Raw genomic sequence first — 19,113 nt, forward strand, 5'->3', positions numbered from 1 at the left:
GTATGAACGCAGTCGCACCGGTCGCCGCCCTGTCCGTGAGGAACATCCACAAGTCGTTCGGCGATCATCACGTGCTCAAGGGCATTTCGCTCGACGCCCACGAAGGCGACGTGATTTCGATCCTGGGTGCTAGCGGCTCGGGCAAGAGCACGTTCCTGCGCTGCCTGAACCTACTTGAGATGCCCGACGACGGCACCGTCGCGCTTGCCGGCGAAGCGCTGAAGATGAAGCGCCGCCGTGACGGCAAGCTGCAACCGGGCGACCGCCGCCAGGTGGACCGCGTGCGCTCGCAGCTCGGCATGGTGTTCCAGAACTTCAACCTGTGGTCGCACATGACGGTGCTGCAGAACCTGATCGAAGGCCCGATGCGCGTGCAAAAGCGCAGCCGCGCCGAAGCGGTCGAGGAAGCCGAGGCGCTGCTCGCGAAGGTCGGCCTCGCCGACAAGCGCGGCCACTATCCCGCACATCTCTCGGGCGGCCAGCAGCAGCGCGTGGCAATCGCGCGCGCACTCGCGATGCATCCGAAGGTGATGCTGTTCGACGAGCCAACTTCGGCGCTCGATCCCGAACTCGTGGGCGAAGTGCTGCGCGTCATGCGCACGCTTGCCGACGAGGGCCGCACGATGCTCGTCGTCACGCACGAGATGGGCTTCGCGAAACACGTTTCCAATCGCGTGATGTTCCTGGATCAGGGCCAGGTCGATTCGGACGGCACGCCCGCGGAGGTATTCGGCGAACTGAAGTCGGAGCGCTTCCGCCAGTTCGTGTCGAGCCATCAGGACCGCAACGCACATTGATCCATCGTCGGGGTTCATCATGACCGTCATCCGTACCGGAAACCCGCTGGACTGGCGCGAAGTCTGCGCCGTCGCGGCAGGCGCACCGCTCGAGCTCTCCGAGCAAGCGCGCGAGCGCATTGGCGCCGCGCGCGCGCTCGTTGAGCAGATCATCGCGCGCGGCATGCGCGCCTACGGCGTGAACACCGGGGTCGGCGCGTTGTGCGACGTGGTGGTGTCGCCGGCCGAACAGCACACGCTTTCGCACAACATTTTGATGAGCCACGCGGTGGGCGTCGGCGCGTCGCTCGGCGCGCAGGAGACGCGCGCGATCATGGCCGCAGCCATCAACAATTACGCGCACGGGCATTCGGGCGTGCGCGTCGAACTCGTCGAGCGGCTCGTCGCGCTGCTCCAGGCCGATTGCCTGCCCGAAGTGCCCGCGCTCGGTTCGGTCGGCTATCTGAGCCACATGGCGCATATCGCACTCGTGTGCGTCGGCGCGGGGCACGTGAACTGGCGTGGTGAGCGCATCAGCGGCGCCGAGGCGCTGCGCCGGCTGGGGCTCGAACCCTTGTCGCTCGAAGCGAAAGAAGGCTTGAGCCTCGTGAACGGCACGCCGTGCGTGACCGGGCTCGCGGCGCTCGCGCTGCAACGCGCGCACCGGCTGCTCGACTGGGCCGACGCCGTGGCGGCGATGAGCTTCGAGAATCTCGGCGGCCAGATGGTGGCGTTCGACGCGGGCTCGCTCGCGTATCGCGTCTCACCGGGCCTTGCGCAGGTCGGCGCGCGCATGCGCGCGGCGCTGCTGGGCAGCGGTCTGCTGGCGGCGGCACTCGGACGGCGTACGCAGGATCCGCTCAGCATGCGCACGATTCCGCATGTGCACGGTGCGGCGCGCGATGTGCTGGCTGCGACGGCCGAAGTCGTGAACCGCGAACTCGCCTCGACGACTGACAATCCGATCATCGCCGGCACGCCCGAGGAGCCGCGCGTGTTCTCGCAGGCGCACGCCGTCGGCGCGTCGATCGCGCTCGCCATGGACAGCCTCGCGGTTGCGGTCGCGCAGGTGGCCGCGATGGCGGAGCGGCGTCTCGATCGTCTCGTCAATCCGCTCGTGAGCGGGTTGCCCGCGTTTCTCGCGCAAGCGAGCGGCACGCGCTCGGGCTTCATGATCGCGCAATACACGGCGGCGGCGCTGGTCGCGCAGAACCGCCGCGAGGCCGCGCCCGCGAGCCTCGACGGCGGTGTGACGTCCGGCTTGCAGGAAGATCACCTTTGCCACGCCACGCCGGCCGCGCTCAAGGCGCTGGCCGTCATCGACAACAGCGGCCGCATATTTGGCATTGAACTGCTTGCCGCGGTTCAGGCATACGACCTGCAGCCTATCGCAGCCGAGCGCGCGCCGTATACGCAGGCGTTGTATAGCCAGGTTCGCGCTGTCTTGCCGACCTACCGTGACGACCGTCCGCTTGCGGACGACATGACACGCGCATTCCACATGATCATGGATGATGGTCCGCCGCCGTTGCCCGGCCCGCTGACGGTCCGGCCCTCACGGGATTTCTGCATTCCGGCACCAACGGACTGCGTGGCGGGCAGCGCGGCGGCCTCGGCGAACGATGCTTTGCCCGGGGCGGTGGGTACTTGAGGCTGGCGTCGCGCGGCGCCGCGCAAATCGTTCACGGTGCAACCAGGACAGTCATGACTGAGGCGGCGCAGGCGGGTGGAGAGGCGAAGCGGTTGAAGCTGCAGCGCAAGCTTGCGCCAGCATACGAACAGATCAAGCGCTATGTAATCGAGCGCATAGCCGATGGCACCTGGAAGCCTGGAGACGCAATCCCTTCGGAAACCGAGTTGGTCAAGGAGTCCGGAGTCGCACGCATGACCGTTTCGCGCGTGTTGCGCGAGTTGAGCGCACGACGTGTGCTCACGCGGCGGTATCTTTGAGGCCGAGCTTCGCCAGGTTGAATTGGCCTTTGCGAATGCGATTCACCTTCACTATTTGCGCCAGAACCAGTCGCTGTACATTGTGTCCGCCGTTGCCGTTTCGTCCGCATCAAAATTCGCCGCCGCTTGGCAATACAGATTTTTCTCTGCTTATACTCACTGTCACCTGAACGGCTCACGCCCAGGTCCCACGCTGCACGCCGACAAAAAACCACGACGTCAGTCGACAACACGGCACGCGACTCACTTTTCGCAACCGCAGTTCTTACATATCAGGTGGGACCTCTTATGCTAAATCGTGCTTTTGGTGCAGCGATTTCATCGTTGCTCGTGGCAGGCGCGGCAGTTGCACCGGCCATCGCGCATGCCGACGACAGCTTCGCGCAGGACGACGGCGCGTCGCGTGGCCGGCCGGTCAAGGTGATGATCGTTTCGATGTTCGGTCCGGAAGGCCAGGTATGGCTCGATCATCTCGGCCCGTGGCAGGACATCACCGTCGCGGGCCTGTCTCCTGACTACCCTGCCGTACACTGCAATCGCCAGGAGGTCTGCGTGATGACGACGGGCATGGGGCACGCGAATGCCGCCGCGTCGATCATGGCGCTGACGTTCTCGCCGCGTTTCGACTTGCGTCATACGTACTTCATGGTGGCGGGCATCGCTGGTATTGATCCGCTTCAGGGCACCGTCGGTTCCGCTGCGTGGGCGAACTGGCTCGTCGACTTCGGGATTCAATGGGAAATCGACGGACGCGAAATTCCGCCGGGCTGGAATACCGGCTATCTCGGCATCAACACGACGGGCCCGACGCAGAAGCCGCCGCTCGACTATCGCACCGAAGTGTTCCAGCTCAATCCGGCGCTTTCGAACGCGGCATTCGCGCTGTCGCGCAACGTGACGCTGACCGACGACGCACAGGCGCAGGCTGCCCGCGCCAAATACAACTATGCGCCCGCGAACCGTCCGCCGACCGTGATCCAGTGTGACACGCTGGCGGGCGATACCTGGTGGTCGGGCACCGATCTCGGCGAGCGCGCGCGGCAATGGACGAAGATCCTGACCGACGGCAAGGGCACCTATTGCACGACGCAGCAGGAAGACAACGCCACCTTCGAGGCGCTGACGCGCGCGGCGACCGTGCATCGCGTTGACCTGAACCGTGTCGCGGTGCTGCGCGCTGGTTCGGACTTCGACCGGCCGTACGCGGGCCAGTCGAGCGCGGACAATCTGCTCAACTACTCGTCGCAGGGGGGCTTCACGATCGCGATCGACAATCTGTTCCTGACGGGCAATCCGCTCGTGCAGGACATCGTCATGCATTGGGGCGAGTGGCGCGACGGCGTACCGCAGCGGTAGCGCGTTTGCGGCGTGGTGGAGCGTACCGCGTGCCGGTCTGCACAGCGATCGTGTCCACCGTTGTCGTCAGTTGCCGCGGCGGCCGCTGCGCGGGCGGTGGCGGCTCCGCGCGCGGCATGATGCGAACATAAGGCCGCGATGCGCCATGCTCATCGGCGTCCCCAGAACCTGCGCTGCACCTGCATCACTTCTTCCTCGACCTCGGCCACGGGCCCGACCAGTTCAATGCGCTTCTGGCAATGGTCGAAGACATACCGCGACGACACACTCATCGTCGAATTCTCTGCATGATTGCCCGTGGCTTGCAGCAGGCGCTCTTCCGTCATTGCAAAAACCACCCGCCCAATGTTGGCCCAATATGCCGTGCCTGCGCACATGCAACATGGCTCAACCGTCGTATAGAGCGTGCAACCCCACAAGAATTGCGGCGTAAAGTTGAGCGCGGCGATACGCGCGAGCACCGCTTCCGCATGATTGACGGAATCGACATTGCCCTGTTCTATTAGAACCGACTCCTGATCAGGCCCGACGAGTATGGCGCCAAACGGGTGACGGCCCAACAGCATCGCACGTTCTGCGATGACGCTTGCATGACGCAGATGGCGGACGATCTGCTCGCGTGTCGGCGCGAGCCCCTGCTCAGGGAACGCCGACGCGTTCTGTTTCGGAGAAGTGATAAGGCTCAAAGTGTGTCTCCTCCACGTTGGTTGAGTTACTTCGGTAACGTGCCCTCGACCCCCTGCACGAACCAGTTGAGCCGCAGCAACTCGGCGTCGGGCAGCGACGTGCCGGCTGCCACCTTGATCGCGCCATTCTGATCCCTGATCGGTCCGGAGAACGGATCGAATCTGCCAGCGATAATGTCGTCGCGCTTTTGCGCCAGCGCCTTTTGCGCGGCAGGCGATACGGCTGCAGTGTTGATGTCAGCGAGGTCGATTGCTTTTTCCTTGAGACCCCACCACGTCGGCGCGTTGGTCCACGTGCCGGATTGCACCTGTTCGATCAGGTGAGAGTAGTAGACGCCCCAGTAGCTCACGCATGCGCCCAGTTGGGCATTCGGGCCGAACTTCTTCATGTCCGAGTCCCAACCGAACGCGTGCACATTCTTCTGCTCGGCAGTCTGCATTGTCGCCGTCGAATCGGTGTTCTGGATCAGCACGTCGGCTCCCTGGCCGATCAGCGTTTCGGCCGCCTGTTTCTCCTTGCCTGGATCGAACCAGCTATTGATCCATATGACCTTTACCTTCGCATTCGGATTGATCGAACGCGCACCCATTGTGAAGGCGTTAATGTTGCGCACCACTTCCGGGACCGGCACCGAGGCGACGAAGCCGAGCGTATTCGTCTTCGTCGTATAGCCGGCGACGAGCCCAGCCAGATAGGCGCTCTGGTAGGTGCGCACGTCATAGGTCGCAAAGTTCGTGGCCTTCTTGTATCCGGTCGCATGCTCGAAGACGACGTCGGGATAATCCTTTGCAGTCTTCAGTTCGAAGTCCTGGAATCCGAAGCTCGAGCCCACGATAATCTTGTTGCCCTTGTTCGCGAGGTCGCGAAACACGCGCTCCGAGTCAGCGGATTCGGGTACGTTCTCGACGCGCGTGACCTTGATCTTGTCGCCGAACCTCGCTTCGATCGCCTTCACACCCTGTTCGTGTGCGTAGGTCCAGCCAGCGTCACCGGGGTTGCCGAGGTAGACGAACGCGACGCCCATCGGCACCGCGGCGGCGGCAGTGGGGCTCAACGCGACATAGATGCCAAGCGCGGCTAAAAGCGTAACCGCAGGGCGCAGTGAGCGCACCACCGCGCGAGCGAAGTTTGTTCTCATGGAGTCTCCGAAGATGGGGAACTGGAAGGAGACGACGCCAGTCGTCCAGCCGACTGGCTGCGTCGCGTCAGCGATGATGGTGAGTCAATATCAAGGCCGAAATATTGATTCGTTATGTGTCGTATAACGGAATGGATATGAAGCCTTTGGGAAATTGGCCTGCGGATCGCGGAGTTCGAATAGGAGACAGCGATCGTCGTGTGGACCAGCGACAGGCCGCGCTCGGACATCATTGTCGGATGATGAGATCGGGGGGCAACACCTTAACCGATTCACCTTCACTATTTGCACCAGAACCGTCGCCTCTATCGCCAGCAAGAGCCAGCAGTTCCGTCCACGATTGTGCCGACTTTGACACGGGCCCATGAGCATAGATCAATGCCGAGGCGAGAGTGGCACGTACGCGCATTTTCGGTGTCTGAGTCCACCGAGGCAGGGGGCAGTTCTTCAAGCGCATCGATGGCCTGCTCGGCACGCGTGCGGCATTCGTGAATCAGGCCCGCATCGAGCAGCGCCTCTGTGAGACCTGCCGCGAGCTCGACTCCAATCCGCGTATCGCCATGCCGCGAGAACGCCCAATCGAAAGCGCTGCGTGCATCATCCAGCGACTGCCGGAAATCGATTTCCAGGTCCAATTGTTCAGCGACACTGTCAGCCAGACACGGTCGCAAGCAATGGGAGGCCTAGCGTGCATGGCGCGCCGCGATCAGCCTCTGCTCGCCTTGCGCATGCAGCTTCTCCAGCGCATAGGCACGTGCCGAATCGGAAAGGCGATACCTGCTTACCGGCCCCTCCAGCTCAATGTTGACGAGCGATTTCGCCACCAGATCGCCGATGCCGCCGATCGCGTCCGCCACAGCGTATTTCTCGTCGCACACCACCGCGCACATCGCATCGAACGTAAAGCCGCCGCTAAATACCGCGAGGCGCCTGAACAGTAACTGATGGCATGGATTCAGGATGAAGAAACTCCAGTCGAACGTCGCACGTAAGGTTTGATGGCGTGGCAGAGCGGTCCGGTAGCCGCCCGTCAGCAAACTGAAACGGTCGTGCAGATAGCGATGAACACCCCCAATGCCGAGGCCAGCGACGCGCGCCGCTGCCAGCTCGATTGCCAAAGGAATGCCGTCCAGCCGGCGGCAGATCTCGCCGATGAGATGAATTTCCTCGCAGCCGGCGTATGCATACCGTTGGATTGAATTGACGCGCAGCAAAAACAACTTTACCGCTGAAAACTGGACGATCTCCGCATGGGTTGAATGCGAAGGCGGCACGTCGAATGGCTCGACCCGGTACACCGTCTCTTGCATCAGGCGAAGCGGTTCACGACTCGTTACCATCACACGCAGAATTTCGCTTGCCGCTACGAGTGCGTCGACGATCCGCGCGACGGCGTCGATCACATGCTCGGCGTTATCCAGCACGAGGAGCAGACGTTTGCCGGAAACCGCCGCAGCCAGTTGCGCAACGTCGACTGCAGCATCGAGCGTGGACAGCCCGCATGCTTCGGCGACCTCGCATAGGACCGCATCTTCGGTTGTTGCCGTGGCAAGTTCGACAAAACACACAGCGCGGGAAGAATCGTTCGATGCCTGCCGTGCTACCTCTATAGCCAGGCTCGTCTTCCCAATACCGCCGGCTCCAGTGAGCGTCAATACCTGCGTCGTCTGGAGCAACATGCTGATCTGCCGAACGGCTGCGTCGCGGCCTGTGAGCCGGGTTTCGCGTAGCGGCAGGCTACGTCTGAAGGCTCGGGACTCGACCGCAGGAGCCCGGCTCTCAACGGGTCGTTGTCGCAACTGATACCCGCGACCAGGGATCGTGACAATCAGGTTGCGATCCTCACCAAGTATTTTGCGTAACGCGGACAGATGGACCTGGATATTGTTTTCTTCGACGACGGTTTTCGGCCAGACACTATCCAACAATTCGTCTTTCGTAACGAGTCGTCCAGCGGCCGACACGAGCACGGCAAGAATATCGAAGGCGCGAGATCCGACAGGTACGAGCGTGCCGCTTTGGTGCAGCGTCCGCATCTCCAAATCGATCTGAAACCGGCCCAGGTCGATCATGCTGGTGCCGTAATTCGTCGCCCCTTCAGAACTGAGCAGAGCCAGCTGCAGCAAGTGATCGGAAGAAGTTCGTTGATTGTCGAACTCCCAGAAGCAATATCGATCTGATTTTCTTTCCGGGAGTTTGCGAGCCTCACCGATGAGCACGCCCGATTTTTTTCGCAGCCGTCTGGACGCGATGATTGATCTTCGTCACCCGCTGGCGGTGTTGGCCACGCGAATGCCGTGGGTGTCGATCGAAGCAACGCTGACCCCGGTGTTCGAGCGGCGTGCTCGCGAAGGACGAGTCAATGATGATGTCGATCTGTTCGGTAGTGCGGCGACGCTGGCGGGGGCTGGCCCGAGCGCGGCAGGCCGGCCGCGCCTGCCGGTTCGCCTGATGGTCGGCCTGCTCTACCTGAAGCACGCGTACAACGAAAGTGACGAGTCGGTATGCGAGCGTTGGGCGCAGGACGTGTACTTCCAGTTCTTCTGCGGCGAAGAGTACTTTCAGCCCCGCCTGCCGTGCGACCCAACCAACCTGGTGCGTTTCCGGCAAGCGCTGGGCGAAGCGGGTGTCGAGGAATTGCTGGCCACAACGATCGCCGCCGCCGTGCACATGAAGGCGGTAACACCCGCCGAATTCGAACGCGTGATTGTTGACACCACAGTCCAGGAGAAGGCGATCGCGTATCCGACCGACAGTCGCCTGCTTGATGTGGCGCGGGCCAAACTTGTGCAATTGGCGCAGCGCGCGGGTCTGAGTCTGAAGCAGACCTACGAACGCGAGGGCAAGCGTCTGCGTCGCCGTGCTGGCGGCTACGCGCACGCCAAACAATTCAAGCGCCTGCGTCGCGTGCTCAAACGACAGCGCACAGTGCTGGGACGACTGCTGCGAGACATCGAGCGCAAGCTGCCTGACGCCTCGGAGTCACAGCAGGTCAAGCTTCGCGTCTGGCTGGAACGGGCGTGGCGAATCTGCCGCCAGCGCCCGAAGGACAAGAACAAACTGTACGCATTGCATGCCCCGGAAGTCGAGTGCATCGGGAAGGGCAAGGCGCGGCAGCCCTATGAGTTCGGCGTCAAGGTCAGCCTGGCAATCACAGAGAAGCAAGGCCTGATCGTCGGCGCACGGGCGTTCCCGGGCAACCCCTACGACGGCCACACCCTGGCTGAACAGCTCGAGCAGACATCGATCCTGTTGCAGGAGGTGCCGGGCGCACCCCGTGCGAAGACGGCGCTGGTCGATCTCGGGTTTCGCGGCGTCGATGCCGACGTGGCGCCGGTACAGGTCGTGCATCGCGGCAAGAGCAGGACGTTGTCGGCACCCCAGCGCCGCTGGCTCAAACGGCGACAGGCCATCGAGCCGATCATCGGCCATGTCAAGCAGGATCACGGCATGCGACGCTGCTGGCTGAAGGGGCAAACTGGCGACGCCCTGCATGCGGTGCTGTGCGCCGTCGGCTATAACCTGCGCTGGCTGCTGCGCGCCATCGCCCGGCTCGGCATCAAGCCTGCCTTTTTTGTTCTCATGGTTCTGCGCCTGTTCGTCGACTTCACGTCGATAACGTTGCTTTCACGCTCCGTACGCGGCTTCCTTCAACTCGCTAAATGAATTTTGCAGGTCCGACTAATTGCTAAATCAAAGCAAATGCTCGCTTCAACAGAGAATTCAACTTTTCTTCGTAAATCTCATACCATGAACTCATATCAAGCTGCTTTATCATATAGCGATCGTTTTTATCGTTATGGCAGATAACGCAGTGCATAACCCCATAGCGTTATACAGAAGTCATTAGCCGAGCCCTTCGCGGAGCGCGCGTAGCGTGTCAGCGGCAGCGAGTACCTGATCGAGCCCTCGCCAGATGGTCTTGGCGCCCGGCTCACCGTCACTCTTTCGGCCGCGGAAACCACCGATTTGCGCAATCAGCCGCACGACCTCATTCACAGTGGGCGGCGTCGCCGGCATCTTCTTTTTTGCCAGCAGATGGGCGCCACGAATTTCGTCCGGATCGAAGAACAAGGCGGCATCCAGATCCGGGCAGGTTCGGCCTTTGCGCATCAAATACGTCACGCGCCAAGCCACCACCAGGAACAAGGCCAGCGCGCGCTCAATCCGGTCGACAGCGGCCAATTGCAGGGTCTCGACTTCGCAGCCATTCTTGAGGACATGGAAATAGATTTCGATTTCCCATCTCGCCCGGTACCAATTGATCAGTTCGACCGCTTCTTCCTGGGTTGCGACGGCTCGGTTGGTCAGCAAACGCCACTCAATCGGCTTGATGCCAGCGGGCGCCCCGACTTCGCGTGCGATTACGCAGTGAACCTTGATCTTGCCGCGCTCGCCGTCCGCGATCTCGACTTCGCGAGCCCACAGTTGCTGGCGCACGGTGCGACTCTTCTGAGTCTCGCGGGCGCCGGTCACGAAGGTGATTTCACCCAAGGGCTCAGCGCTGGTTGTACTCGCCCACAGCCTGGCGCCATCGCCGCCGGGCAAACAGCGGTCATGTTTGGCGCGCACCAGCCAGTCCGCCGGCGTGCCCAGCTCGCTGGCCCGGCGCATCATTTGCACCATGTCGGCCTCGCGGTCGGCCACGTACACCAGTCGCGTGTGCGGCATGTCCGGCGCCATTTCCGCCACGCGCTCGTAGCCTTCGACCCAGCGTGTGCTTTCTTTCGGACCAGGACGAACGCCATCGGCATCAAGCTCCTCACGCGCCCACATCCACGCGTCGAGCACGCCCAGCGGTTCGCGTTCGGTCGTCACCGCATAGGTGGGGTGCAAGTACAGCCCGCGCCTTGCTTCGTAGTTCAACGGCCCCAGCCCGTCGATGTCCTGGCCGTTGAAATCAAGCTCGGTCGTGTCCTGGATGCACAGCACCACCGACTGGCTGCGCATGCGTTCCTGCGTGCTCGCCCAATGCGGCTCCAGTATGGCTTCCCAGGCCACATCCGTATTGCGCAAAAAACGGTACGCTGCGCACGTCTCGCTCCAGCTATCGCACGCCTGCGGGATACTGGCCGTCGGATTGGCCGCAAGTCGTTCCATCAATTTCTTTGCCCTCCTGTCCAGGCGGGCGTCGCCAAGGTCCAGCCCCGCAAATTCCTGCTCGATCCACTGCTGTGCAGCCTTCGTCACGCGCCCGCCCAAATTGCAAGAGTAGACGCGATTCGGCCAAAGTTTACAAGCCCAGCCTCCAAGTCATTGAATGTAAACGGCTTGCTGGCGCGGGCGGCGCGGACAACGAAATGTGTATAACGCTATGGGTAAATCCGGCGGAACTCAGTCTTGGTGCATTACAACGGTCGCGTCCCAGAGGGGGTGTAACCAAACAATAGAGACTCACCATCAAGCCTCCAAAAATTATCATCTTCTACGTTCAAATTCAATGAATTACAATATTTTTTTAAAATCGGTTTATTAACTCTCTCTGATATTATTCTTTTTTTATAACACTCACGGTCCTCAAACCATAGCGAATCCCCATTTTCGAAAAATTTCCATTTTGGATCTTTCATTGCATACACCGTTCTGACATTTATCCCATCTGCGAGAAGCGAGAATCCATTGAACATATCGCTCGAACCCGAGCAATCGAAGTGGAATATATAAATATTGCCCCTGATCGACTTGCTAAGTTGAAAGCATAAACTTTCCCATCCATCGATCACATTGCTGATCATCACAATGCCTTCGGCAGATTGACTCTTAAAGAACAATGCCTTCAGCCGGCCATTGCTGTTGTATACTTGAGGGGATCGCCCTTCGTCACCAAAAAAATCATTCAGGGAATCGCTGCTGCAAATCAGCTTGTAGAGAGAATTACTCCTTGTCTTTTCAAAGAGAAATTCTTTGACCTCATCGAATGACGATGAAATATATGAGAATTTAAATTTCTCGCACTTATACAGATTCAATCCAATCTCCTTTAGCATGACGATCGACCGGTCTGTTTATTGCCTTGTTGGTCTATTTCCCAGAATGTACTTCTGGCATTAGGGTCATTAGCCGTAACCTGAGTTTGGTGAGCAGCGCTTGCTCTTGGGTTTGTGTCGTACTCAACATTGTAGTGGTTCCCATCTTGATCAAATTGAATGTCAGGTCTATTGGTTCCGACCTTATCGCCATTCACATCAACCTGCTGCTGGTTTTTCCGTATGTTCGTCACGCCGTCAGTTTGTCGAAGCGCAGCAATATGATCATCAATGACCTGATTGTGGCCCGCTCCACCGTGTACTGGCGCATTGCCGCCATTGGCAGCTGCTAAGCCTAGAGGATCGATCCACCGAATCGGATTGGGCGCATACTGATAAAGATTCAGCCCGCCCGCCAACCCAATCGGATCAGGCGAGATAAACCGTCCGCAATGCGGATCATAATACCGGAACGTGTTGTACGAGAGCCCGCTTTCCTCGTCATGGTACTGCCCCGGCATGCGCAGCGGTTGATTGAACACCGCCGTCTGCATGTTCGCCCGTACCTGGCCCCATGCACTGTAATTGCCGCTCCACACGGGCCTGCCGTCGGCGTCGGTGACTTCACGCGGCGTGCCAGTCGGGTCGGTGTGGTAGTGATAGACCTCGCTGTGATCGCTTCTGCCGGCACGATCGATCCGCGCCACCGGCGCATACCCACGCACCGGGTCATACAGGTACGTCCGGCTTTGTCCCTTGCCGTCCTGTTCCTGCAACAGCCGCAAGCCCTGCCAGACGAAGCGGATTTCTTCCGGCGGTTTGGTGTCGCGCGGCATACCCGGGTGCCGTGTGGCGCGGGTCGACTTGCCAATACGCCGGCCCAGTGCATCGTACCGGTAAGCGGTGTGCTGCACGCCATCGTCCACCGACAGCAGATGACCTTCGGCATCCCAGCGCAGGCCCATGCCGTTGCGGCTCACCAGTTGCTCCCAGTCGTCGTAGGTGTACGACACCCCCCGGTAGCGCCTCAGCAGGTTATCCAGCAGCGGGGATAGCTTGACGTTAGGCTCGCGCCCGGCATCGTCCAGCAGATTGCCCGCCGCGTCCCACGTAAAGCGCTCGACGTCGAAGCTCTCGGCGCTGCGCCTCAGCAACTGGCCGGTGCGATCGTAATCGTAGAGCGTATGGCCCTGGAAGCTGTCGTAGCTTTCCGTCAGCTCGCCGCTACGGTCATACCGGTAACGCCGCCATAGCACACTGTGCGTCTCGTCCGGTACGTTGGACGCCTCCGCTTTCGGCGCATGGGCACGTTGCCACGCGATCTGGCCCAGTGAGGTATAGCCGGTGTGCGTGCTCAGCCGCCCTTGCGTGCGCAGGATTTCGCGGTGCAGGTCGTCGCGCTCGAAGTCGGCGATGATGGCGCCCTCGAAGCGCATCTGGTGCACGTGCCCGGAGCCGTAGTAAAGCGTCTCGATCCGCTGTCCCTGCGGCAGGGTCAGTGCCAGCGGATTACCCAGTTCGTCACGCTCGTAGGCCACGCGACCGTGAGCACTCCATTCCGCCAGCAACTGGCCGGCCGCGTCGTACTCCATCCGCACTGTGTCCGCCACGATGCCCAGGTCTTCGCCGGCAACGGTGGGCGTGCGGCGGGCTTCGGTCAACTGGCCCAGCACGTTGTACCGGTACGCCGTGTCGCTATGGTCGCCACTGCGGCGCACCAGCCGGCCCAGCGCGTCGCGCTCATGGACTTCCATGCGGCGCGACGAGCCCGCCTGGCTGGCGATGTATTGCAGAAATCCGGCCGCATCGTAGCGGAACTCGTGCACGCTGCCGTCGACGCGCTGCTCACGAAGCAGGCGGTCCGCCGCATCCCAGCCGAACTGGTAGCTCGCACCGTTCCCATTGGTGAGCTTCACCGGTCGCCCATGCGCGTCGCGCTCGAAGTGGACTGTGCGCCCTTCAGCATCGGTATGGCGCAGCACCCGACCCACCCCATCGCGCTCCCATTGCTGGGTGTGATGTGCCGCGTTGGTATGCCTGACCAGGTAACCCAGGGCATTCCACTGATAGCGCTCGGTCTGCCGGTCAGGTCGTGTCACGGCTTCGGGTAGGCCCTGCGCACCGTAGCGGATGCGCGTGGTCTGGCCCAGCGCGTCGGTCACCGTGTCGAGGAGGCCGTCGCGGTCGTACGTGTAGTGGGTGGTTTTGCCCGAGCAGTCGGTGCGCGCGTTCAGCAGCCCGCGTGCGTCGTGTTCCAGCGTGACGATGCCTCCCTTCGCATCGGTGACCCGCTGCAACTGGCCGTCCTCGCCGTAGTGCATGACGGTGCGCCGCCCCAGCGGATCAACGGTTTCGATCGCCTGATGCTGCCCGTTGTAAACCGTCATCCAACGGCGGCCATCGTGCAGGGTCGTCTGACGAGGTAGCGACGTACTCGCGTGATAGTCCGTGCGGGTGATCTGGCCCAGCGGATCGGTGTGAGCCACCGGCCGGCCCAGTTCGTCATAGTCGATGCGCCGGGTGCGCCCACCCGGCAGATGCAGTACGATCGGCCATCCCGAGGCGTTGTATTCAGCACCGTACTGTGCGCCATCGAAGCCGGTGTGGGCAGTGATCTGCTCCTTCGCGTCGAAGTCCCACCGCGCGACATTGCCGAACGTGTCGGTCACTTCGGCGTGGCCGGCGGCAAAGTCGTAGTGGAAACCGTATCGCTCGCCGCTGCTGTTGTCGTGTTCGATCACGCGCGGCTGGCCAGCAAGGATCTCCCAGCGATAGCGGCAGAGGAACCCCTCGGCATTGGCATGATGGGTCATCAGCCCGTCGCTGTAGCCGAAACGACGGGTCACCACGCCCGCGCGGTCGGTCACCGACGCCAGATAGCCCGCACTGTCGTAGCCGTAGCTGACCAGCGTGCCAAGGGTGCCGCCTTCGAGCAGTTCGATGCGGCTCAGACGCGCGGGCGCTTCCTGATACTGCAGACGTAGCCGGTAACCACCATCCGCCTGGACCTCCACCGGCCGGCCAGCGGTATCCCATGTCAGCGTCATCTGCTGCGCGTCGGGGCCTTCGATCATCACCAGACGGGCCAGTCCGCTGTCATCGAAGTCGCCGAACAGGAAGTAATACCGCTCCGGTGTTCGCACCAGGTAGCGCCCGTCATCGAGGCGCGACAGCCAGATCAGCTCCGCGGCGTCATACAGTTCGTGACCTGGTTTGAGCAACGGGAAATGGATCGGACGCCCTTGCGGACCGATGTAGATCAGCGCGTCATCGGTGCGACGCAGGGTGATTTCCCAATCCAGGCGCCAACCCGGCCCAAGCAGCCCCGGTTCGTGCAGCGTACTCGAATAGAAGCGTGAGCAGGACACCGGCATACGCGCGGGCAGCACGAAGTCGGCCTCGGGCAGCAACACCTTGCGCCCTGAGGTGACCTCGACCGGACTGCCGATCAATCCGCCGATGGCCTCGGATATGGCGGCGTCCTCAAGAAAACCCGCAGCGTATTTGGTTGCGCACCGCCCACCGAAAGACTCACCCGCTTCTCCGGCTTCCTCTGCTGCCGCCTTGAGCCCGCCGGCGAGCCCGCCCGCGAGCCCAGCGACAATGAACGCCACTTGGGCGGTGGTGCGCAGCCAGTCGGGGATTTCGGGATCGATCTTCAGATACGCAACCCGTCCTCCGCCAATGAAGACATTCCCCGACCCGTCGCCGATGGTCGCATCGCATTCGGTGCGATCGTCCTTGCGTGCCGCCGCCTTGCCGTTGATGAACACATTGCTGGAACCTTCGGCGATGCGTTTGATCGGCGCGTGTTTCTCGCATGCGACCGCGCTGAACTCGACACGTGCAGCGGCCTCTCCGTTGATGAAGACGCTGGGTGAGCCGCTGCTGATTTTCCCGGCCGTCGATTTGATGCTGCGGCCTATCGCCTCCCCAAGTGCCAATACACCCTGTGCGGCAAAGCCCGCCACCAGGCCCGCCACCAAGGCCGCGCCAAAGCCACAGGTACAGGTAGCGAAGGCGACGGCCGCGATGATCGCGATACCGATCAACGCACCCACCAGAAAACCGGCGAGTGCGCTGGAATGGGCAATGGGATCGTGCAGACGGGCGGCTTCGTACATGGCGTGCCCCCGCTCAGTCAGCCGATGAAGACTGATAACTCGCCAGCCACGTTGACCACAGGGCATTCTGCTCGCCGGTGAACGCCCTGATGCTCGTGCCCGAAAAAATCAGCGCGCGCCGGGGCGCGCACAGGAACGCTGCCTGTCGCTGATGGATGGTCTGCTGGCCCTCCTTGCGGGTAGCATCGATCTGCTCGCCCTCGGATACGTGATCGCCACTGCCCAGCCGGGCGGCCTGGCGATGCTGGAGACGGTAGCCGCGCAGGATCTTTTCGAGTTTCCTGATCTGGCGGTCGACGTAGGCCGGCAGTGTTTCTCCCACATCCAGCGTGTCACGCGCAATGTTTAAGTTCAGCGGTGAGCGGTCCGGGTCGCCAAAAACAAAAATGTTCGTACTGCGGTCTTCAAATCCTTCGGGCAGATCGATACTGCCCTCGTCGATGCGATAGCGCGAGGTCATGGAATGGGTAGCTAAGCGTTAGGAATTGTTGAGATCGATTCGCTTGCCAGTCATCTGGAAAGCCCCTTTCGCGGTTTCCACGATCTGGACGCCTTCGAGTGCGATGTGGCCGTTCTTCAGCAGGGTGATCTTCGAAGCGCCGCATTCGAGGACGAGGCTTTCGGTGACCTTCAGGGTGTAGGTACCGGCAGCGGGAGCCGGGGCGTCAGCGGCGGGCAGCGCGCCGACCAGCATCGCGAAGCCACTGCCGACGCCGATGCTTTCGTTACGGGTGATCGCGACGGTGCGGTCGCGACCGACCTTGCCCGTTTCATCCCTCACGACTGTCTTCACGCGATCGTTGCCGACCGTGTGCGACTCGTCATGCTTGATGGTCGAGTTCATGTCCTTCTCGGCCTGCAGCATGAACTCTTCCGAACCCTCTTTGTCCTCGAAGCGGATGCCGCTGAAGTTGGATTGCCCGCCTTTCATGGATCGACTGATGATCCCGCTTTGCGTCGCACTACCTGGCAACTCCCACGGCGGCATCGTCATCGCGTTGAACACCCTGCCGGTCACAATCGGACGGTCCGGATCGCCGTTCTCGAAATCGACGATCACTTCGCTGCCGATGCGCGGAATGTTCACCCCACCGAAGTTGCTTCCCGTCCACGGGTACGACACCCGAACCCAGCACGACGAATTCTGGTCGTTGACATCCGAGTGGTCCCAGTGGAACTTGAGCTTCACGCGTCCGTACTGATCGGTCCAGATTTCCTGCTCACGGGGTCCCGTCACGATCGCGGTCTGCGGGCCGGTCGTGCGCGGCTTGTCCACCGTGCGCTCCGGCCTGAATATCGTGGTCGTCGGCTGCACGTCGAACGTCGTGCTGACGCGGTACTGCGCCGCACCGGTCGCCTCGGCAATCTCTTCGACGTCGAGTCTCGCGCGGATCACCAGGTATTCCCGGTTCGCGGCATCCTGCGGGTAACCCGCCAGCGTGAACGTCGTGCCGCACACCACATCGCGCAGGTTGCCGCGGCCTTCAGCACGCTCGCCCTTCGCGCGGATTTCCTCCATGCGCACACGCGCGAACTGCTCGCCCTGCGCCGGGTCGGTGTAGTCGCCCGGCCACTCGTAAACCGTCAGCCGGTTGTGCGCTGTGTCCTGCGGTAGCGCGTTCTGCACCGCCAGATCGGCCTTCGGCCTGGTGAAGTCGAAATCGTTGGTCGTCCAGATCCCGGACTGGATGCTTTCGGTGGTGTCGAACGCACTGATGTATTCCCGGTCGATCTTGTAGTCGGGCGGGTAATACCACAAGGTGCGGTAAGCCGCGCTCTCCACGGGCCTGTGCGCCCCCTGGTTATCGACCAGCACCATCCGGTGGATGCCATTGGAATGCTCGAAGAACCAGTAGATGCCGTTTTCCTCCATCAAGCGCTGAATAAAGGAAAAATCCGATTCGCCGTACTGCACCTGGTAGACCAGATTCGGATACACGTTACCCAGGCGTTTTTCGCAGGTGTATGGATAGTTGCCGCGTAGCACCGCGTCGATGATCTCGACCACCGTGATGTTCTGGAAGATCCGGTAGTCCGTACGCCGTTCGGCCAGCACGATCCATGGCCTGAGCACCAGCCGGTACAGGAACTGGCGCTCCAACTGCCGGACCAGGCTTGCTGCGGTGACGATGCCACTAATCTCCCGCACGCCGGCGCCGATATTGGCGGCTCCTGTCATACCTGGCATGCCCGGTACAAATGCACCCATCCCGTCGAGCTGGACCGTCACGGTCATCTCCTTTCCGACCATTGCCTTCAGGTCGAAATTGGCCGCGGTATGGTCGGACAGCAGCGGATCCAGCGTCGTGACCAGTTCCAGTTCGTACTGGTAGATCTTCGACAGCGCTTCCTCGCCTGAGATCGTGCGTAACTGCAGGGCCGGCTCGCCATTGAGCAGCGTGGGCAACGCGGCACCGCTGACCGTAAAGGTGCGGGGGGGCACAAGGGTCAGCATGAGCGCCGTCCTCCCAATGAACCGGACCGGACACTGTCATCGCAGCGCACGCATCTATTCCTCGCGTCCTGCGCCCATCGTTTCATCAAGCCTGTCTGCATCAATCCTCCTCCATGAATACCGGCTGCCCATCCGGTGTCAGCGCAGCTCCACGGAGTGCATCTCAAATACGGACAAGGACTTGGGTGTGTCGACGGAAAATTTGAAATCGCTGCCCGGATCGACAGCGATCACAATAAATACCGTTCGACAGGATGTCTGTACATGGGCGAGGGCCCAAAAAACTTGCAGCTGGCCTCGACTTTCGGGAAACGACTACCGGATGCCGCGCCGTGAAAAGCACACCCTGAATCTTTCACTGGGGTGCTGATGGCGTTGTTCAATAAAGAAAAATTCGGTTAAGTCTGTCGAGTAAACGAATTTCAGAATGGCGAGTCTGACAGGACATCTCATCCTGATTGCCAGCCTGCCCGTGAAATGTGCCGTTGAACTGACTGAAGCGGACAACTGGTTGCGCGTTTCCGTCCATTGCGAACGGAAGAACTACGATGACCGTTGGTAATCGTGCGAAGCCAGGAACATCGTTGTGAAAAGCGACTGGTATCTCGATATCGGAGTTTGCATTATGATCAGGAATGCAAATGCAACAGGCGTGAGCAAT

The 19,113-nt window shown here is 61.3% G+C and carries 13 protein-coding genes and 1 pseudogene; 5 read left to right on the top strand and 9 right to left on the bottom strand.

Going from position 1 to position 19,113, the window contains the following annotated elements; all coding sequences use genetic code 11:
- The first annotated feature begins 2 nt into the window (after positions 1–2).
- From OKW37_RS40405 to OKW37_RS40420, 4 genes and pseudogenes are all read left to right on the top strand, one after another.
- Positions 3–797: an ABC transporter ATP-binding protein gene (locus OKW37_RS40405; RefSeq protein ID WP_184058645.1), complete on the top strand. Its 795-nt coding sequence runs from the start codon at positions 3–5 to the stop codon at positions 795–797.
- A gap of 19 nt (positions 798–816) precedes the next feature.
- Complete coding sequence (locus tag OKW37_RS40410; RefSeq protein WP_184058647.1) at positions 817–2,427, top strand: HAL/PAL/TAL family ammonia-lyase; 1,611 nt, start codon at positions 817–819, stop codon at positions 2,425–2,427.
- Between the two features lie 53 nt (positions 2,428–2,480).
- Positions 2,481–2,714: pseudogene (locus tag OKW37_RS40415) on the top strand (GntR family transcriptional regulator); the annotation flags it as partial.
- Between the two features lie 300 nt (positions 2,715–3,014).
- Positions 3,015–4,082 carry a purine-nucleoside phosphorylase gene (locus OKW37_RS40420; protein WP_429402468.1) on the top strand — a complete coding sequence of 356 codons (1,068 nt, stop codon included), beginning with the start codon at positions 3,015–3,017 and terminating at the stop codon, positions 4,080–4,082.
- A gap of 149 nt (positions 4,083–4,231) precedes the next feature.
- Here OKW37_RS40420 and OKW37_RS40425 read toward each other — a convergent pair whose 3' ends face one another.
- The 4 genes from OKW37_RS40425 to OKW37_RS40440 form a co-directional block, all read right to left on the bottom strand.
- The gene (locus OKW37_RS40425) at positions 4,232–4,768 is read right to left on the bottom strand and encodes a nucleoside deaminase (protein ID WP_429402467.1); all 537 of its coding nucleotides are present in this window, start codon (positions 4,766–4,768) and stop codon (positions 4,232–4,234) included.
- Between the two features lie 26 nt (positions 4,769–4,794).
- On the bottom strand, positions 4,795–5,907 hold the full coding sequence (locus tag OKW37_RS40430) for a BMP family ABC transporter substrate-binding protein (RefSeq protein ID WP_429402466.1): 1,113 nt from the start codon (positions 5,905–5,907) through the stop codon (positions 4,795–4,797).
- Between the two features lie 305 nt (positions 5,908–6,212).
- Entirely contained in the window at positions 6,213–6,542 is a 330-nt protein-coding gene (locus OKW37_RS40435) for a hypothetical protein (RefSeq protein WP_429402465.1), read from the bottom strand.
- 48 nt (positions 6,543–6,590) lie between these two features.
- Positions 6,591–8,126 carry an ATP-binding protein gene (locus OKW37_RS40440; protein ID WP_429402464.1) on the bottom strand — a complete coding sequence of 512 codons (1,536 nt, stop codon included), beginning with the start codon at positions 8,124–8,126 and terminating at the stop codon, positions 6,591–6,593.
- Here OKW37_RS40440 and OKW37_RS40445 point away from each other — a divergent pair.
- Positions 8,119–9,573: an IS5 family transposase gene (locus tag OKW37_RS40445; protein ID WP_429402463.1), complete on the top strand. Its 1,455-nt coding sequence runs from the start codon at positions 8,119–8,121 to the stop codon at positions 9,571–9,573. The two genes, OKW37_RS40440 and OKW37_RS40445, sit on opposite strands and share 8 nt — an antisense overlap.
- A gap of 180 nt (positions 9,574–9,753) precedes the next feature.
- Here the strand turns inward: OKW37_RS40445 and OKW37_RS40450 are convergent, their stop codons facing one another.
- From OKW37_RS40450 to OKW37_RS40470, 5 genes are all read right to left on the bottom strand, one after another.
- Positions 9,754–11,097, bottom strand: coding sequence for an IS4 family transposase (locus tag OKW37_RS40450; protein WP_429402462.1), 1,344 nt, complete (start codon positions 11,095–11,097; stop codon positions 9,754–9,756).
- A gap of 158 nt (positions 11,098–11,255) precedes the next feature.
- Positions 11,256–11,876 (bottom strand): hypothetical protein, encoded by a 621-nt coding sequence (locus OKW37_RS40455; protein ID WP_429402461.1) that lies wholly within the window; start codon positions 11,874–11,876, stop codon positions 11,256–11,258.
- Between the two features lie 11 nt (positions 11,877–11,887).
- A complete protein-coding gene (locus OKW37_RS40460) occupies positions 11,888–15,997 on the bottom strand; it encodes an RHS repeat-associated core domain-containing protein (RefSeq protein WP_429402460.1) in 4,110 nt (1,369 codons plus the stop codon).
- A gap of 13 nt (positions 15,998–16,010) precedes the next feature.
- Complete coding sequence (locus OKW37_RS40465) at positions 16,011–16,457, bottom strand: DcrB-related protein (RefSeq protein ID WP_187619882.1); 447 nt, start codon at positions 16,455–16,457, stop codon at positions 16,011–16,013.
- A gap of 18 nt (positions 16,458–16,475) precedes the next feature.
- A complete protein-coding gene (locus OKW37_RS40470; RefSeq protein ID WP_429402459.1) occupies positions 16,476–18,452 on the bottom strand; it encodes a type VI secretion system Vgr family protein in 1,977 nt (658 codons plus the stop codon).
- Positions 18,453–19,113 lie beyond the last annotated feature (661 nt).

Source organism: Paraburkholderia sp. MM5482-R2, assembly GCF_050436125.1.
Taxonomy (GTDB): Bacteria; Pseudomonadota; Gammaproteobacteria; order Burkholderiales; family Burkholderiaceae; genus Paraburkholderia; species Paraburkholderia tuberum.

Bases quoted from the DNA above. Each gene is read 5' to 3' on its own strand.
- OKW37_RS40410 (WP_184058647.1), top strand. From the start codon at position 817: ATGACCGTCATCCGTACCGGAAACCCGCTGGACTGGCGCGAAGTCTGC.
- OKW37_RS40430 (WP_429402466.1), bottom strand. From the start codon at position 5,907: ATGAGAACAAACTTCGCTCGCGCGGTGGTGCGCTCACTGCGCCCTGCG.
- OKW37_RS40460 (WP_429402460.1), bottom strand. From the start codon at position 15,997: ATGTACGAAGCCGCCCGTCTGCACGATCCCATTGCCCATTCCAGCGCA.
- OKW37_RS40445 (WP_429402463.1), top strand. From the start codon at position 8,119: ATGAGCACGCCCGATTTTTTTCGCAGCCGTCTGGACGCGATGATTGAT.
- OKW37_RS40465 (WP_187619882.1), bottom strand. From the start codon at position 16,457: ATGACCTCGCGCTATCGCATCGACGAGGGCAGTATCGATCTGCCCGAA.
- OKW37_RS40470 (WP_429402459.1), bottom strand. From the start codon at position 18,452: ATGCTGACCCTTGTGCCCCCCCGCACCTTTACGGTCAGCGGTGCCGCG.
- OKW37_RS40405 (WP_184058645.1), top strand. From the start codon at position 3: ATGAACGCAGTCGCACCGGTCGCCGCCCTGTCCGTGAGGAACATCCAC.
- OKW37_RS40420 (WP_429402468.1), top strand. From the start codon at position 3,015: ATGCTAAATCGTGCTTTTGGTGCAGCGATTTCATCGTTGCTCGTGGCA.